Here is a 15,316-nt window from a genome sequence, read left to right on the forward strand (position 1 = left end):
TCTCAAAAATAGAATTCTAGCGCAATTACCGCATAGGTTGCAGGGCAGTTTTACTCCGCAACACCCAACCTGCGCTCGCGGATGAAACTATAGGTTCCGGAAAAAATAACAATAGTAATTCCGACAAGTGTCAGGACGTCCGGTATATCCCCCCAAACAAGATATCCCAGAGCAATTGCCCAGACGACTATCGAATACCGGAAGGGAGCCACAACGGCAATCTCTCCCAGCCTCATTGCCAAAATGATAAAAACATATCCGGCCAAAACAAAGCCTGCGGCACCGCTCAAATACCCGATTTCGGTGAGTGATATCGGCGTCCAACCGGAAGAAAGTGTAAGGGCTGCTCCGAGTAGAGTTACGGCCACAAAACTGATCAGCGCGACCCCCAGCGTCGGAACATCGGCCGGCAACTGCCGGGTTGCCAGATCGCGCAGGGCCATGCAGCCGACTCCAGCCAGAGCAATCAGCGAAAAGACATTGAACCCCTCAAGTCCGGGCCGGATGATGATCAAGACACCTGTAAACCCGACCATAATAGCGATCCAACGCCGCCAGCCAACCGGGCTCTTCAGGAAGACGGCTGCCGCTGCCGTCACGACAAGGGGCAACACCTGTAAAATGGCCGTGGCATTGGCAATCGGCAATTGGAACAGGGCTGTGAGATAAAGCAAAGTTGCCGCTGTTTCGGCAAAAGCCCGAACCAGAACCGCTGGATGCATCAACACCCGTGCATTTTGGAACATACCGGTTACATAACCGGCAATGCTCAGCACCGCGATACAGATCAGACCACGAACAAGAATGATTTGGCCCAATGGCACCGCATCAGACGCCATCTTAACGAGCGTGTCGTTCAGTATGAACCCGGCCATCGCGACAAGCATCGCAGCGATTGCCTGGCTGTTTTTCTGCCGTTCCATGAAGACCTTAAAAGAACCGGGCAGCCGCTCTGCCACTGCCCGGCCTCTCTTGAATGATTGAATTAATCAAAAACGATCGATGGCGCGGCCCTTCCGCCGCCATCGGTTCCAGCTTCGATACCAGCCACGACCTTGGCGGCGATCTCCTTATAAACTTGTGCCGCCGGGCCTTGCGGATCGGATACGACAATCGGTGTTCCCGCATCTGAAGTTTCGCGGATCTTCATAGCGAGCGGGATTTCACCCAGGAATGGAACATCTAGACGTTCAGCATCGGCGCGCGCGCCGCCGTGGCCAAAAATATCATGCCGGCTGCCGCAATCCGGACACAGGAAATAGCTCATGTTCTCCACGATCCCCAGAACCGGCACATCGACTTTTTTGAACATCGCCAGCCCTTTCCGGGCATCGATCAGGGCAAGATCTTGTGGCGTTGACACGATTACAGCGCCTGCGAGCGGCACCTGCTGCGCCATGGTCAGCTGCGCATCCCCGGTTCCCGGAGGCATATCGACAACCAAAACATCCAATTCACCCCAAGCGACTTCCCGCAGCATTTGGGTGAGCGCGGAAATCACCATCGGCCCACGCCAGATCATCGGCGTTTCTTCTTCCACCATGAACCCCATGGACATGACCTTGATGCCATAGCCTTCCAGGGGTTTCAGCATCCGCCCGGACAAGGCTTCCGGCCGGCCGGAGACATTGAACAGACGCGGGACCGACGGGCCATAAATATCGGCATCGAGCACGCCGACCTTCAGACCGTTTGCTGCCATGCCCAGCGCCAAATTGGCCGTTGTCGTCGACTTGCCAACCCCGCCCTTTCCCGAGGCGACCGCGATGATGTGCTTTATGCCAGGCACTCCAGGCTTGGCAGACGCCTGTTCCTCTGCCGGACGCTGCGGTGCCCGAGCTTGCGGCGCCGGACGGGACGGCTGGGTTGGAGCACTGCCTGGTGCCCGCTCAGCTGTCAGCGCGACCATGGCGTTTTCAACGCCATCAACCTCCTTGACGACCTTTTCCGCAGCCTGGCGCAAGGGCTCCAGTTCCTGAGCCCGATCGGCCGGGACAGTGATTGAAAAAGCCACGCGACCATCGGACACAAAAACGTCCGAGACCAATCCCAGGGAGACAATATCTCCCTCCAGATCTGGCCCTTTGATCTGGCGCAGCCGGTCCAGCACAGCGCTCTTAACGGATTCACTCATGGAAGCGTCCTGTCGTTCACAGGTGACAACGGCCCCTCCACCGCAAATGTCACCTTCTTGGAAGATGTGTGTCTTCGTTTCTTAGGGTCGTTGGGGTCTGGTTACAAGGTCTGGCGCCTGCGCGAGATTGTCTCCCTGACACTTGAAGGACAATGTTCTCCTTGACGCTTGGCTGTAGAGACAGAATAGTTTTCCTCCAACCAGATTCCGTTCTTTATTCGAGACACTTTATGACCACTTGTTTGATTACCGCAGCCAATCGCGGAATTGGCCGCGAACTTGTCCGCGCAGCCCTGTCAAAAGATTGGACTGTTTACGGCTCAGTGAGAACAGAAGACGCTGCCCGGGACGTTGCTGAAAGTTTCGGCGGAAAAGCTACGCCACTGATTTTTGATGTGACCGATCATGCAGCCGTCAAAGCTGCGGCGGATCATTTGGATGCTCCGATTGATGTCTTGATTAACAATGCCGGCATTATCGGCCCGAAAAACCAAGACCCGCTGAATATGGATTACTCCGGATTTCAGGAAACGCTTGCCGTAAACACGTTGGCGCCGCTCGCAGTTGCACAGACGTTCTTGCCTCATATCCTCAAAGACCGTCCCGGCAAGATTGTAACGATCTCCAGCCAGATGTCCTGGATGGGCTACCGCAAATCCGACCGGATCGCCTATCGGGCCTCAAAAGCTGCCGTCAACAAAGTCATGCAAGGATTGGCCACAGAGCTTGAAGACAAAAATGTTCCGGTCATTTTGATCGATCCGGGCTGGGTCCGCACCGATATGGGCGGCGATGGCGCCGACAATGATCCGGCCGATGTTGCCAAGGGTGTCATAGCCCTTTCAGAAAATCTAACGGTTAAGGACACGGGGAAATTCTTCAAGTGGACCGGTGAAGAACGCCCCTTCTAAAGCCCAAAGACCTAAGAACCACAAACTTCAGTAATCCGGAGTTCCCATGCCCTGGCCCTCCCCAATCACTTTGACCGGAACGCATGTCTTGCTCGTACCCTTGGCGATGCAGCACGCCGATGATCTAGCAGAAGCGTCTGCTGAAGGGGATCTTTGGAAGGCCTGGTATACGAGCGTCCCCAAACCGGACGGCGTGCGTGAGGAAATTGAACGTCGTTTGTCCTTGCAGGCATCTGGCTCCATGTTGCCCTTTACCGTGCTGACACCGGATGGCAAGGCCGTCGGCATGACCACCTATATGAACATCGACCCGATTCATAAACGTGTGGAGATCGGCTCCACCTGGTACCGCAAAGCGGTTCAACGCACGGGGCTTAATACAGAATGCAAACTGATGCTTCTGACCCATGCGTTTGAAGACCTGGAGTGTATCGCCGTTGAGTTCCGGACGCATTTTATGAACCGGCAAAGCCGAACAGCCATTGAACGCCTCGGAGCAAAACTGGATGGCGTCCTGCGGTCTCATCAGCGCACAGCTGATGGCGCCCTTCGGGATACCGCAGTTTATTCGATTCTACCGCACGAATGGCCTGCAGTTAAGAATGGTTTAATGTTTAAGTTAGAGGCCGCCCGATAAAGGAATTGCACACAGGAAGATCAACCAGTGTAATTTTACACAGTTTTCTTGCCCCTATCCCACAATAGGAAAGCACTGAATTCTGCACATATCTTTGAGAATGCCACAAATAGGTAATTTCTTCTTCCGCATTGACTCAGATTTTAAGCAAATGTGAGGAATTGAAGCGCAGGCTGGTTCTATCGGCAAACGGATAGGATAGACCAATGGAACTTTACCGCGCCTGCTTCCGCAGCAAGATCAAGTGGGACAAGATGCGCTTGCCTCTGCCTGATGAAATCGACAAGACTCTTTTGCGCATTCGCCGCATCAACCGCCGCGCTGGTGTGACCGGTGCGCTGCTTTTGGTTGACCAGCATATCATCCAGGTTTTGGAAGGTTATACCGGCCCCGTTCTTGATACAGTCTATTGCGTCATGAATGACCCGCGCCTGCACGACATCGAAGGCATTATCCACGAACCGGCGGATTACCGCATGTTCCCCAATTCGCTGATGTTCTTCCGTGACCTGACCGACGGTATCGCGGCATCCAGACATGAAGAACTGCGCCCGCTGCTGGATCATCCAGGCGACGTCACCCGGGATGAAACCTATCTGGCCCTCAGCCTCTTCGCTAAAGAATTGAGCGAAGGCCGGATGACCAACGATATGCTGATGATCTAACCGGGATTTATTCCCGTTTCTGGACGGATGCGCGCCGAACTGATCTGGCCATGTCCTATCCGAGCAGCCTAGTGTGCCTTTCCCCATATTTGGAATCGCACCTTCATGTTCGCCAAGCGTCCGTCTCTCCAGTCCTTTTCCGCAGGCCTGCTCGCTGCAATCGTCGGGTTTGCCAGCTCCTTTGCCATTGTCATTCAGGGTTTGCTTGCTGTGGGGGCAACCACCGCCGAAGCAACCAGCGGCTTGATGGCTCTCTCCATAGCCATGGGTCTGTGCGCGATCGTCGCCTCATTGTGGACCCGCATTCCCGTCAGCATTGCCTGGTCAACTCCGGGTGCCGCGTTGTTGGCGTCAGCCGGACCGGTAGACGGCGGTTTCGCGGCGGCCATCGGGGCCTTTCTTGTCTGTGCGCTCCTTATTGTGCTGGCGGGTTTGATCCGCCCCTTCGGACGCGCGGTAGCCGCTATTCCCAGTCCACTCGCAAATGCAATGCTGGCGGGCGTTTTGTTTGGGCTGTGCCTTGCCCCAGTCCGTGCTGTCGCTGAGATGCCCCTTTATGCGCTTGCCGTCATCCTGTCGTGGGCTGTGGCCTTTCGGTTTGCCAGGCTCTACGCAGTCCCGCTCGCCATGCTGATGACATTTGCCATTGCCTTTTACGCGGGCGGCGCACTCGATCTGGCAGAAACCCCGGCGATAAATCGGCCCATTGCGATCATGCCGGTCTTTACGATCGAAGCGCTCATCAGCATTGCCTTGCCACTCTTCATCGTAACCATGGCCTCTCAGAACATCCCGGGAATTGCTGTCTTGCGGGCTTATGGCTATCAGCCCAACAGCGGGCCGTTGTTCACGCTCTCTGGCATCTTCAGTTTGTTATCGGCACCCTTTGGTGGCCATGCCGTCAATCTGGCTGCCATAACGGCCGCCATGTGTGCAGGAGAAGATGCGCACAAAGATCCGGAAAGACGATATTGGGCGGCCGCGGCCTCAGGAGCTATCTACATCCTGTTTGGTCTCTTTGCCGGTTTGGTCATGGCTTTCGTCGCCGCAACGCCAGGGATTTTAATTGAGGCTGTTGCCGGTTTGGCTCTTCTTGGAGCGCTCGCCTTTTCAATCGGCGAAGCAACCAAAGCGGCCGAAACCCGGGACAGCGCCATCATCACCTTTGCTATTACCGCATCCGGTGTCAGCTTCTTTGGTGTATCAGGGGCGTTTTGGGGGCTTCTGGCAGGCGGTGCCTTTATGGCCTTGATGAAGTTGAGAATTGTAAACTAACACCTTGCCCTCAGCCATTTGCCTCCCATAGTGTCTGACTAGAAACAAATCTGGAGTTACGTGCCTGTGACGGCGCCTTACATTCTTCAACCCAATCCACTCAATCCGGCACTTTCAACAACGGTCACCGGTTTCGACCACACCGGCGCGCAAGTTGACACTAAAGTGGTGACGGAAAAGCCGCTGACCCTGTTCCTCAATTCCCAGGAAGTGGTCACGATGATGACCATTGGAGACCATCCGGATTTGCTCGCGGTTGGGTACCTGAAGAACCAGAACATGCTGGCGGACGATGATGTCATCACCGGCATTGATTACGACGAGGATCTGGAAGTAGTCATCGTGCGCACAGAGCGCGAAACCGACTATGAGGAAAAGCTGAAAAAGAAGGTCCGCACCTCCGGCTGCGCCCAGGGCACCGTCTTTGGCGATGTTATGGAAGGCTTTGAAACGGTTAGCCTGCCCAAAGACGCCAGGCTGAAAACCTCCTGGCTCTACAGCCTCACAAAGGCCATCAACACCACGCCGTCGCTCTATCTAGAGGCCGGAGCGATCCATGGCTGTGTGTTGTGCTGCGAAGATGCACCTCTGGTTTATATGGAAGATGTTGGCCGTCACAACGCCGTCGACAAGATCGCCGGGTGGATGCAACTCAACAATGTGCCAGCTGGTGACAAGATCTTTTACACCACAGGCCGCCTGACCTCGGAAATGGTCATCAAGACCGTAATGATGGGTATTCCTATCCTGGTTTCCCGGTCCGGTTTTACTGCCTGGGGTGTGGAACTTGCCCGCCAAGCCGGATTGACGTTGATTGGGCGCGCCCGCGGAAAAAGGTTCCTGACGCTTGCGGGCGCGGAACGGATAGATTTTGACATGGACCCGGCCCTTGCGGAGGATGAACCGCGCGGCTCGGAACGCAAAGGGAGTAACAAAGCGGAATGACCCCGGGAATAACCCCGCTGACACGGGACAAGGTGCTCGGCTGTGTGCTGGCCGGAGGACAATCCCGCCGGATGGGCGGCGGCGACAAGACACTGCTCGATCTCAACGGCAAACCCATGCTGGAGATCATTTTTGACCGCTTGTCCCCGCAGGTTCCGCAAATCGTGCTCAATGCAAATGGCGATGCCAACCGGTTCTCCAGGTTTCCTTTTCCCGTTGTTTCAGATTCGATCGCCGGGTTTGCCGGCCCACTCGCCGGTATTCTAGCAGGATTGGACTACGCGAGAGAAAATCTGCCGGATGTCTCGCATGTGATCTCCGTCGCAGGAGACACTCCATTTTTCCCAGTCGATCTCGTCGACCGGTTCCTGGCAACGACCCCTGCCGACAAACCTGTAATCGCGCTGGCGAGCTCCGCAGACAAACTCCAGCCTGTATTTGGCCTCTGGCCCGTAGCGCTTGCCGAGGATTTGCACGACTGGCTTGCCAAAGGTCAAAGCGGCAAGGTCCTCGCTTTTGTAGACCGTCATGACAGCATTGAAGTTGCTTTCGAATTGGATCAGGCAACCGGCCTTGATCCGTTTTTTAATGCCAACCGGCCGGACGATCTTGAAACGGCCCGAAGCGCGGCGAGTCTTTTAACCTCATGACCACCACTCCCGTTTTTGGAATCACCGGCTGGAAAAACTCTGGCAAGACACAGCTTGTCACCCGTTTGGTTGCTGAGTTCACAGCCCGTGGCCTCAAAGTGTCCACGGTGAAACACGCCCACCATAATTTCGATATCGATAAGCCGGGCGCGGACAGCTACCGCCACCGGGAAGCAGGCGCCGTTGAAGTGGCGCTGGTATCGGGCCGCCGCTGGGCCTTGATGCATGAATTGCGCGATGAAGAGGAACCGCCCTTGTCGGCGATCCTGCCGCGTCTTGCCCCTTGCGACCTGATCCTGATCGAAGGCTACAAACGGGAAAACCACCCAAAGATCGAAGCGCGCCGGACAGAATCGGCAGACAAAGGCCCCTTGGCGCCGGAAGACAGTAATATTCTCGCCATTGCTGCTGATCACATCGTGTCCGACACGGCACTGCCAGTCTATGATTTGAACGATGTCTCAGGCCTTGCTGATTTCATCACCGCGCATCTTGATTTGAAGAGACAAGAGCCATGACGGCCAAGCCAGACTTGAACGACTGTTTTTTGCACGACAAGGATAGGCTCAAACACGCCGAGGCTCTGGCGATCCTGAAGGAGCGCATCCAGTCAGTCGCTTCCATCGAAACCGTTTCCCTGGATGATGCCCTTGGGCGTATCCTTGCCGAAGACGTCACCGCGCCGCGCAATATTCCGCTCGCTGATAACTCAGCGGTCGACGGCTATGCGTTCCGGTTCTCCGATCATGATGAAGCCGGCGGGTTCTTTCGTCTGAGCCAACGCGTGGCCGCAGGTCACAAAAGCGACCAAACCCTTGCCCCCTGGAGCGCCGCGCGGATATTCACCGGCGCAGTCATGCCGCCAGGTGCCGATACTGTGGCCATGCAGGAAGATTGCGAAACGCATCAGCAGGATGGTCAGGACTTTGTCATTGTCCCGCAAGGTCTGAAAAAAGGTGCGAACTGCCGGCTGGCGGGTGAAGATGTTCAAGAAGGGGCCGCAATCCTAACGGTCGGCCACCGGCTCAGGCCGCAAGACATTGCCGCGATTGCGTCGACGGGTGTCGCTGAGATAGCCGTTTATCGCAAGCTGAAGGTGGCCTTGGTTTCGACCGGCGATGAACTCAGGCGTCCTGGCGATCTCATTACGGTTGGCGATGTTTATGATTCAAATCATTTCCTGCTGAACGGGCTTTGCTCACATCTCCCGGTCGACATCAAAGATCTTGGAATTTTAAAAGATGAAGCGCAGCTGATTGAAAACACATTGGCGTCCGCATCTCAGGAGTTTGACGTGATCCTGACCTCTGGCGGCGCCAGCCGCGGCGAGGAGGATCACATGCAGACAGCCCTGGCAAAACTCGGCCAGCGGCATATGTGGCAACTGGCAATCAAACCGGGTCGCCCTGTGATGTTCGGTCAGATCGGCTCTAGCATTTTCCTTGGCATGCCGGGAAATCCGGTGGCCGCGATGGTTTGCTTTATGCTCTATGCGCGCCCGGTCATCAGCGTGTTGGGTGGCGGCGCCTTTGTCGAGCCACAGCGTTTTCAAATTCCATCAGATTTCGAGGTGCCGAAGAAGAAGCCCGACCGGCGCGAATTCTACCGGGGCATTCTGGCGGCGGATGACACCGGACGCACAGTTGCACAGAAATTCGCCCGCGACGGGTCCGGATTGATATCCGGGCTTCGTGAAGCCGACGGTTTGATCGAGATTCCGGAAGAAACGACGTCCGTCAACCGCGGAGATCTGGTAACCTTCCTGCCATTCACTGGTATGGGAGTTCTTTAGTATTTTATCGGAGCCCCAAGGGCTGTGCCTCCCGCGCTTACATAAAGAGGGCTGTAGTTGGAGACCCAAAAGCCCCCGCTCAACAGACAGATCCCGGATCTCCGCTTCGCTGCGTCCGGGAAAGCTCAGTGGCCCAACCAACCAAACGTTCATTCCTGAGCCTCCTCGGCCTTGAGCCGGGGTCAACAAACTATGGTCCCGGATCAAGTCCGGGACCGCTGTTTTTGGGAAATTTTCCCAATCAGAACGTATAGGGCCAGTCGGCCGCAACAAAGCGGTAGGCCTCGCCCTCATTGGCGAGATAACCAAAGCCCGGGAACGGAATGTGCGCGCCTGCGAACATCACCCGGTCGGTGGCCACTTCGTCAAAAAACTTCTTACGCGTTTCAACCGCCTGTGCCGGATCAATATCGAAAGCAATGCCCCACTCCGGATAGTGGGTTTGATACAGAAGCGTATGAACGACATCTGCTGCAATGATCAACCGTTCGCCGTTGCTCTCCAGAACAAAACCGACATGACCCGGTGTGTGCCCGGGCAAGGCTTTGGCCGTGATCCCTGGCAGGATTTCTTTGCCGGGATTAAACAACGTCTGGCGCGCTTTATAGGCATCCGCGCTTTTGCGTGCGCCCAGGAAAAACGGCTTGAATTGTTCCGGCGCCGCATTCATCGCCCCATCGTCGAACCAGAATGCATTGTCCACTTCCGGAAGCAATAGTTCAGCATTCGGAAACATCTTTTCACCAGCCGGTGTCAACACACCAAACAAGTGATCGGGATGCATGTGAGTGATCAAAACCGCATCGATCTGCTCTGGTGTCACACCAGCGGCCGCCAGCGCTTTGCCGAGATGGCCCACAGTCGGCCCAAGGCTGTCGGATGTCCCCGCATCAATCAGCACCAACTTGTCGCCGGTGTTGACCAGATAAGCATTCACCGGACCGGTGAGCGCTTCAGTGTCAATAAACGCCGCTTTGCGAAGCTGGGATGCAGCCTCCTCGTCATATCCGAGGATCAGCTCAGGGCCCATACTCAAATACCCATCAAGAAGTGCGGTGACTTCAAAGTTCCCGATCTTGCGCCGGATGGCACCAGCCATCGGCGCACCAGCCATTGGTGCTGCGGCCTGAGCGCCCGTTGAAATCAGGTTCAAACCACTCGCAACACCAAGCGCAGCACCACCCGTTAGGGCTCCACCCAAAAAACCGCGCCTGTTCATCGCGCTCTTTTCAATCGTCATGTCTGTCTCCAAAGCCGTTTGCCAAAACGCCCCCTAGAAGAGGCCGTGCCCTTTAGTTCATTTATTCTTCTGGATTTTAAAGGCGGCTATTTATTATAAGAACCAAAAGCCGTTCTTATGAATGATGCGTATTTCCCGCATTTTGGAGACTTCGATGGATAAGTTGAGTGCTCTGACAAGTTTTGTACACGCTGTGCAATTGGGCAGTTTTTCCGCCGCAGCAAGCCGTCTGGGGGTTTCGCAGCCAGCCGTCAGCCAGCAAGTCCGCAGCCTGGAAGACAATCTCGGCACACGCCTGATCAATCGAACGACCCGGCGCTTGTCGCTCACCGATGCGGGAGAGCGATATTTCGCTTATGCCAGCGACATATTGGAAAAGCTTTCTGAAGCCGACCGGTCCGTACAAAGTGCAGAGGCTCAAATGAGCGGCCGCCTGACCGTCAGCCTGCCCTATGCGTTCACCGAGCCCGTTCTTGCCGACTTCCTGACGCAATTCAAGACAACTTACCCGGCAATTTTCTTCGATGTTCAGCTGTCGGATGCCATGGTGGATGTGCAAAAGGACCAGATCGACGTCGCTATCCGTATGGGCCACATTCTAGATGACCGGCTGATCGTCAAAAAACTCGGCGACATGCAACGCTGCCTCATCGCGTCCCCCGCCTATCTGGACAAAACCGGACGGCCGCAAACGATCGAGGACCTGAAAAACCACGACTTCCTGCTTTATCCGCATATAGCCGACGCCGGATACATCGAGCTAGTCAGCCCTTACGGAAAACCGACCAAGGTACCGGTGTCGCCGGCAATGGTGATCAACAACTCCGCAGCCCTAAGACGCGCAGCGGTTGCCGGGCTTGGTATCAGTACTGCGGTGACCTGGTTGTCCGAACCGCATTTCAACACCGGCGAACTGGAACTCATCCTGGAGGATTGGTCTTTCGGCGTGCATCCGGTGCATGCTGTTTATCCATCCTACCGGTTCATCCCGATGAAGGTCCGCCAATTTGTGTCGGACCTTCAAGCTTATATGGCCAATCAGGCGGCTTTCGTCCAAACGGCCGCCGTTGCAGCAGAATGATCCTCTTAGACTTCGACTTCGTCGACAGCCACGACCCAGGTTTCTTTCAAGGCCTCGGCCTCCCACGCCTGCCAAGCGGTTGTCTCGCGCAGAGCTGCGCTGTAGCGGGCGGCAACCGGCGCATCGGTCAACGCGTAGGTATCAAACCGGCTGACAACCGGCGCATACATGGCATCGGCGATGGTGAAATCACCAAACAGGAAGGGCCCGCCTGAAGCTTCCAAGCAATCATCCCAGATCTGAACAATGCGTGCGACGTCCGCTTTGACATCTTCACCGACTGCAAGCTTTTCCACTGGACGCCGCATGTTCATCGGGCACGCTCCACGCAATGCGGAAAAACCAGAATGCATCTCCGCTGAGATTGCCCGGGCAAGCGCCCTTTCCTTCTGCCCCTCCGGCCAAAGGCCTTTGTCCGGAAACCGCTCGGCGGCATATTCCAATATTGCCAGACTGTCCCAGACCGTCAGCTCTCCATCCTTCAAGACCGGAACTTTCATACTGGGAGAAAAATCCCGGAACTTCGGATTGCCGTTCTCAAAGTCAAACGGCACCAGGGTTTCCTTGAAGGCAATGCCCTTGTGCTTGAGCGCAATCCAGGGCCGGAACGACCAAGAAGAATAATTCTTGTTGCCAATGAAAAGCTCAATGTCCGCCATGATGTCCTGTCCACTTTGAATGAAGTCCGCTCGCGCCATACCGGTGCCAAGCTCCTGCCTGGCACTTCATGCCCGGTAAAAACTACCTAATGAGTTCAAGCGTCCGCTTCAAATTCAATAAGTTCATGAAAACCATAAGGAAGTTTCATGACCCAGCTGCGGCACAACCCTTGCATGCGATAACCAGCATCAAGCCAACCACTCTAGGTCCCAAATGATTGCCTCTGCCCCACCACCAACCTTGGCTCAAACCAACACACTTTCAACTGAGCAAAAGGCGGAAAACAAACCGGTTTTCGACATGAAGGAAATCCGTGCGGAACTTGCCCGCCAATACGAGGCCTGGAAGGAACTGCCGGAAGACCAGAAACTGCGCCACCTGAAGCTGGAAAAACACGGATTGAGCGAACAGGACCTGGATAACCTGCCTGACGCTGACCGGGCCCATTTTGAACAGAAGATTTCCGAGGCGACGAACCGCCCTGCGTTTACCGTCGATGCACAAGACTTGGACAGCGGAGACGGAGTGTTCCGCCCAGTTCTGTCTCTTGCATCGGTCTTGGCAATTTCTGGTTCAAACGCTCCAGAACAAACGAATGAGACCAAACCGCCGCTAGGTTCAACCGAATAACGGGCAAATCCTGGCCGGAACAAAAAGCAATGATCCGCCTTCTGCTGGCCTGAATTTGACTTAAAGGAAACACTGGTGAGGGAAAATTCTTTCCAGCAAGGGCCTTTGCGCGAAAAAAGGCAATTTTGCACTGTGTTTTTTTCCTAGGCCCGCTTGAAATTTGACTCGAAGTGTATGGAATAGGGCGGTCGGGCGAAATGGTGGGAGGAACCCACCCAAGACCCAAACAAAATACTAGGGGAATAAATATGCGTTTTGTGCGTATGGCCGCAGCTGCGGTTGCAGTCCTGGCCGCCGTCGGTGGCGCGGAAGCTAAAGACTGGTCCAAAGTCCGTATCGGTACCGAGGGCGCCTACCCTCCGTTCAACTCCCTGACCGCTGACGGTCAGCTGGTTGGTTTCGACATCGACATTGCCAACGCTCTTTGCGAAGAAATGAAGGTCGAATGTGAATTTGTCACCCAAGACTGGGATGGCATGATCCCCGCCCTTCAGGCTGGCAAATACGACGCCATTATCGCGTCCATGTCGATCACCGAAGAGCGTAAGCAGAAGGTCGACTTCACCAGCAAATACTACAACACACCACCAGCAATCGGTGTTCCGAAAGATTCGAAGATCGCAGGCGTTTCTGCTGATGATCTCAAAGGTGTCCTTTTGGGCGCCCAGTCTTCCACAACCCACTCCAACTATGCCGAAGCGCACTTCCCGGACGCTGAGCTGAAGCTCTATCCGACAGCGGATGAGTACAAGCTGGATCTGGAAAACGGCCGCATCGACGCTGTGATCGAAGATGTTGTTGTTCTGTCCGACTGGCTGGCAACCGACAACGGCGCTTGCTGTAAGGTTCTCAACACCTTGAAGTCTGATCCGGTTATCAACGGTGAAGGCGCTGGTATTGCGATCCGCAAGGGTGAAGGCGAATTGAAGGACATGTTCGACAATGCGATCAAAGCGATCCTTGCGAACGGTAAGTACAAAGAAATCAACGACAAGTACTTCTCCTTCGACGTTTACGGCGGTTAATTTGATCGTCTTATAAAAATGGAGCGTGGCGCGGTCACCGTGTCACGCTTTACTGTGAGTCCAATCTCACACGACGGCTGGCGGGGCAGCCGGACAAAGAAACAACAAAAACAGAAAGAAGCGCCGGCCGATGAATGAAGCTTTGACGCTGTTGTCCTTTGGGGATCAGGGCTGGGGAGACACGATCGCCTCAGGGGTGCTGATTACAATTTCCTTAGCATTGGCGACGCTGCCGTTCGGGCTTGTGCTCGGTTTTGTGATCGCGCTTGCCAAGAATTCTTCTGAGCCCAGCCTGAAACTTGCGGCCAACATTTACACCACGATTTTCCGCGGCCTTCCGGAACTTCTGACGCTGTTTCTGGTCTATTACGGTGCACAAATAGCCATTCAGGAAGGGCTCAAGCTCGCCGGTTTTGATGTCTATTTTGAGGTCAACTCCTTTGCGGCCGGCATGGTCGCCCTCGCACTCGTGTTTTCATCCTACGCGTCCGAAGCTTTCCTGGCGGCCTTCAACGGCATTCCGCAAGGCCAGTATGAAGGCGGTCATGCTTTAGGGTTGTCGCGCTTTCAAACCATGCGGCTGATCATCTTACCGCAACTGATCCGCCTTGCCCTACCCGCGCTTGGCAACCTGTGGCTCATACTCTTGAAAGAAACCTCACTGGTTTCGGTGATTGGGCTTGCCGATCTTGTGCGTGAAGCTGGCATTGCCGCCCGCGTCACCAAGGAACCTTTCCTATTCTTCGGGGTAGTTCTGCTGGTTTATTTGCTACTAGCCATGATCTCTTCGGCAGGACTGATGCGCATTGAACGCTGGTCCAAACGTGGGGAGGCCGCACGATGACCGCCGCAAACCCGACCACGGGGACACTCCGTCCGCCTGCCCCTCCGAAAAAGTGGACCAACACCCGGATTGTTGGTCACGTGCTGATGGCGCTATGGATCCTGTCCGGTGTCTATCTCGTCTATTTTTTGGGTTCCAACATCGCCAGTCCGTTTGTCCAAAAATACTGGCCGAAATATGTTGATGGGTTCATCCTAACCATCCAGATTGTTGGTGTGTCCCTCGTCCTAGGCGCACTGATATCCATCCCAATCGCAGCCGGGCGCGCCTCGCAGTGGAAACTGTTTTCCTGGCCCGCCTATGCCTATGTGAATTTCTTTCGCGGCACCCCGCTGCTCGCGCAGACCTTCATGGTCTACTATGGCTTTGGCGCCTTTAGCGCCGAACTGAAGTCGATCGGCCTGTGGTGGTTCTTCCGCGACGCTTGGTATTGCGTGATCTTCACCTTCTCTCTGAATACGGCCGCGTACCAGGCGGAAATTCTGCGTGGCGCAATTCAAAACGTCCCCAAGGGCCAATGGGAGGGCGCAGAAGCACTTGGTCTTTCCCAGCTGGTAACGTTCTTCAAAATCATCCTGCCGCAAGCGCTGATGGTTGCGTTGCGTCCATACGGCAATGAGATCATTTTGATGATCAAGGGATCGGCAATCGCATCCATCATCACGATCCTAGATCTGATGGGGGAAACCCGCCGGGCCTATTCCCGCTCCTATGACTTCCAGGCGTATATTTGGGCGGCTGTCGCGTATCTCTTGATCGTGGAAACACTGCGCCGGGTCTGGGACAAACTCGAAGCCCGCTTGACCCGCCATTTGAAACGGTGACAC

17 protein-coding genes are annotated in these 15,316 nt (G+C 55.2%); 13 read left to right on the forward strand and 4 right to left on the reverse strand.

Features of this window, described 5'->3' with window-relative positions:
- Positions 1–50 precede the first annotated feature (50 nt).
- Both FJ695_RS19655 and FJ695_RS19660 read right to left on the reverse strand, forming a co-directional pair.
- Positions 51–959: a DMT family transporter gene (locus FJ695_RS19655; RefSeq protein ID WP_247653686.1), complete on the reverse strand. Its 909-nt coding sequence runs from the start codon at positions 957–959 to the stop codon at positions 51–53.
- Between the two features lie 26 nt (positions 960–985).
- Positions 986–2,134: an Mrp/NBP35 family ATP-binding protein gene (locus FJ695_RS19660; RefSeq protein WP_141187020.1), complete on the reverse strand. Its 1,149-nt coding sequence runs from the start codon at positions 2,132–2,134 to the stop codon at positions 986–988.
- 230 nt (positions 2,135–2,364) lie between these two features.
- Here FJ695_RS19660 and FJ695_RS19665 point away from each other — a divergent pair, with 230 nt between their 5' ends.
- From FJ695_RS19665 to glp, 8 genes are all read left to right on the forward strand, one after another.
- Positions 2,365–3,045, forward strand: coding sequence for an SDR family oxidoreductase (locus tag FJ695_RS19665; protein WP_141187021.1), 681 nt, complete (start codon positions 2,365–2,367; stop codon positions 3,043–3,045).
- A 46-nt stretch (positions 3,046–3,091) separates the two neighbouring features.
- Entirely contained in the window at positions 3,092–3,682 is a 591-nt protein-coding gene (locus FJ695_RS19670; protein ID WP_141187022.1) for a GNAT family N-acetyltransferase, read from the forward strand.
- A gap of 206 nt (positions 3,683–3,888) precedes the next feature.
- On the forward strand, positions 3,889–4,347 hold the full coding sequence (locus FJ695_RS19675) for a BLUF domain-containing protein (protein WP_141187023.1): 459 nt from the start codon (positions 3,889–3,891) through the stop codon (positions 4,345–4,347).
- 105 nt (positions 4,348–4,452) lie between these two features.
- Entirely contained in the window at positions 4,453–5,622 is a 1,170-nt protein-coding gene (locus FJ695_RS19680) for a benzoate/H(+) symporter BenE family transporter (protein ID WP_141187024.1), read from the forward strand.
- A 66-nt stretch (positions 5,623–5,688) separates the two neighbouring features.
- Entirely contained in the window at positions 5,689–6,567 is an 879-nt protein-coding gene (gene fdhD, locus FJ695_RS19685) for a formate dehydrogenase accessory sulfurtransferase FdhD (protein WP_141187025.1), read from the forward strand.
- Positions 6,564–7,217: a molybdenum cofactor guanylyltransferase MobA gene (mobA, locus tag FJ695_RS19690; RefSeq protein ID WP_141187026.1), complete on the forward strand. Its 654-nt coding sequence runs from the start codon at positions 6,564–6,566 to the stop codon at positions 7,215–7,217. The genes fdhD and mobA overlap by 4 nt, the downstream gene beginning before the upstream one ends.
- Positions 7,214–7,735, forward strand: a complete 522-nt coding sequence (gene mobB, locus FJ695_RS19695) for a molybdopterin-guanine dinucleotide biosynthesis protein B (RefSeq protein WP_141187027.1) — start codon at positions 7,214–7,216, stop codon at positions 7,733–7,735. The genes mobA and mobB overlap by 4 nt, the downstream gene beginning before the upstream one ends.
- Positions 7,732–9,009, forward strand: a complete 1,278-nt coding sequence (gene glp, locus FJ695_RS19700) for a gephyrin-like molybdotransferase Glp (protein ID WP_141187028.1) — start codon at positions 7,732–7,734, stop codon at positions 9,007–9,009. Before mobB ends, glp begins: the two co-directional genes overlap by 4 nt.
- Positions 9,010–9,250: 241 nt before the next feature.
- On the opposite strand, the gene FJ695_RS19705 is transcribed toward glp, so the two are convergent.
- On the reverse strand, positions 9,251–10,249 hold the full coding sequence (locus FJ695_RS19705) for an MBL fold metallo-hydrolase (protein ID WP_141187029.1): 999 nt from the start codon (positions 10,247–10,249) through the stop codon (positions 9,251–9,253).
- 154 nt (positions 10,250–10,403) lie between these two features.
- On the opposite strand from FJ695_RS19705, the gene FJ695_RS19710 reads away from it, so the two are divergent.
- Positions 10,404–11,330 (forward strand): LysR family transcriptional regulator, encoded by a 927-nt coding sequence (locus tag FJ695_RS19710; RefSeq protein ID WP_141187030.1) that lies wholly within the window; start codon positions 10,404–10,406, stop codon positions 11,328–11,330.
- A 5-nt stretch (positions 11,331–11,335) separates the two neighbouring features.
- Here the strand turns inward: FJ695_RS19710 and FJ695_RS19715 are convergent, their stop codons facing one another.
- Positions 11,336–11,989: a glutathione S-transferase family protein gene (locus FJ695_RS19715; RefSeq protein ID WP_141188830.1), complete on the reverse strand. Its 654-nt coding sequence runs from the start codon at positions 11,987–11,989 to the stop codon at positions 11,336–11,338.
- 214 nt (positions 11,990–12,203) lie between these two features.
- Between FJ695_RS19715 and FJ695_RS19720 the strand changes: the two genes are divergently transcribed.
- The 4 genes from FJ695_RS19720 (at position 12,204) to FJ695_RS19735 (ending at position 15,313) form a co-directional block, all read left to right on the forward strand.
- Positions 12,204–12,620, forward strand: coding sequence for a hypothetical protein (locus tag FJ695_RS19720; RefSeq protein ID WP_141187031.1), 417 nt, complete (start codon positions 12,204–12,206; stop codon positions 12,618–12,620).
- Between the two features lie 248 nt (positions 12,621–12,868).
- A complete protein-coding gene (locus tag FJ695_RS19725; protein WP_168206431.1) occupies positions 12,869–13,645 on the forward strand; it encodes an ABC transporter substrate-binding protein in 777 nt (258 codons plus the stop codon).
- 130 nt (positions 13,646–13,775) lie between these two features.
- Positions 13,776–14,489, forward strand: coding sequence for an ABC transporter permease (locus tag FJ695_RS19730; RefSeq protein WP_141187032.1), 714 nt, complete (start codon positions 13,776–13,778; stop codon positions 14,487–14,489).
- Positions 14,486–15,313, forward strand: a complete 828-nt coding sequence (locus FJ695_RS19735; RefSeq protein ID WP_141187033.1) for an ABC transporter permease — start codon at positions 14,486–14,488, stop codon at positions 15,311–15,313. The genes FJ695_RS19730 and FJ695_RS19735 overlap by 4 nt, the downstream gene beginning before the upstream one ends.
- Positions 15,314–15,316 lie beyond the last annotated feature (3 nt).

Origin of the sequence: Labrenzia sp. PHM005 (assembly GCF_006517275.1) — a bacterium.
GTDB lineage: Bacteria > Pseudomonadota > Alphaproteobacteria > Rhizobiales > Stappiaceae > Roseibium.

Excerpts from the sequence above, each read along its gene's own strand:
- FJ695_RS19730 (WP_141187032.1), top strand. The coding sequence starts at position 13,776 with ATGAATGAAGCTTTGACGCTGTTGTCCTTTGGGGATCAGGGCTGGGGA.
- FJ695_RS19715 (WP_141188830.1), bottom strand. The coding sequence starts at position 11,989 with ATGGCGGACATTGAGCTTTTCATTGGCAACAAGAATTATTCTTCTTGG.
- mobA (WP_141187026.1), top strand. The coding sequence starts at position 6,564 with ATGACCCCGGGAATAACCCCGCTGACACGGGACAAGGTGCTCGGCTGT.
- FJ695_RS19720 (WP_141187031.1), top strand. The coding sequence starts at position 12,204 with ATGATTGCCTCTGCCCCACCACCAACCTTGGCTCAAACCAACACACTT.
- FJ695_RS19680 (WP_141187024.1), top strand. The coding sequence starts at position 4,453 with ATGTTCGCCAAGCGTCCGTCTCTCCAGTCCTTTTCCGCAGGCCTGCTC.
- FJ695_RS19660 (WP_141187020.1), bottom strand. The coding sequence starts at position 2,134 with ATGAGTGAATCCGTTAAGAGCGCTGTGCTGGACCGGCTGCGCCAGATC.
- FJ695_RS19675 (WP_141187023.1), top strand. The coding sequence starts at position 3,889 with ATGGAACTTTACCGCGCCTGCTTCCGCAGCAAGATCAAGTGGGACAAG.
- FJ695_RS19665 (WP_141187021.1), top strand. The coding sequence starts at position 2,365 with ATGACCACTTGTTTGATTACCGCAGCCAATCGCGGAATTGGCCGCGAA.
- mobB (WP_141187027.1), top strand. The coding sequence starts at position 7,214 with ATGACCACCACTCCCGTTTTTGGAATCACCGGCTGGAAAAACTCTGGC.
- FJ695_RS19725 (WP_168206431.1), top strand. The coding sequence starts at position 12,869 with ATGCGTTTTGTGCGTATGGCCGCAGCTGCGGTTGCAGTCCTGGCCGCC.
- FJ695_RS19670 (WP_141187022.1), top strand. The coding sequence starts at position 3,092 with ATGCCCTGGCCCTCCCCAATCACTTTGACCGGAACGCATGTCTTGCTC.
- FJ695_RS19710 (WP_141187030.1), top strand. The coding sequence starts at position 10,404 with ATGGATAAGTTGAGTGCTCTGACAAGTTTTGTACACGCTGTGCAATTG.
- FJ695_RS19705 (WP_141187029.1), bottom strand. The coding sequence starts at position 10,249 with ATGACGATTGAAAAGAGCGCGATGAACAGGCGCGGTTTTTTGGGTGGA.
- glp (WP_141187028.1), top strand. The coding sequence starts at position 7,732 with ATGACGGCCAAGCCAGACTTGAACGACTGTTTTTTGCACGACAAGGAT.
- FJ695_RS19735 (WP_141187033.1), top strand. The coding sequence starts at position 14,486 with ATGACCGCCGCAAACCCGACCACGGGGACACTCCGTCCGCCTGCCCCT.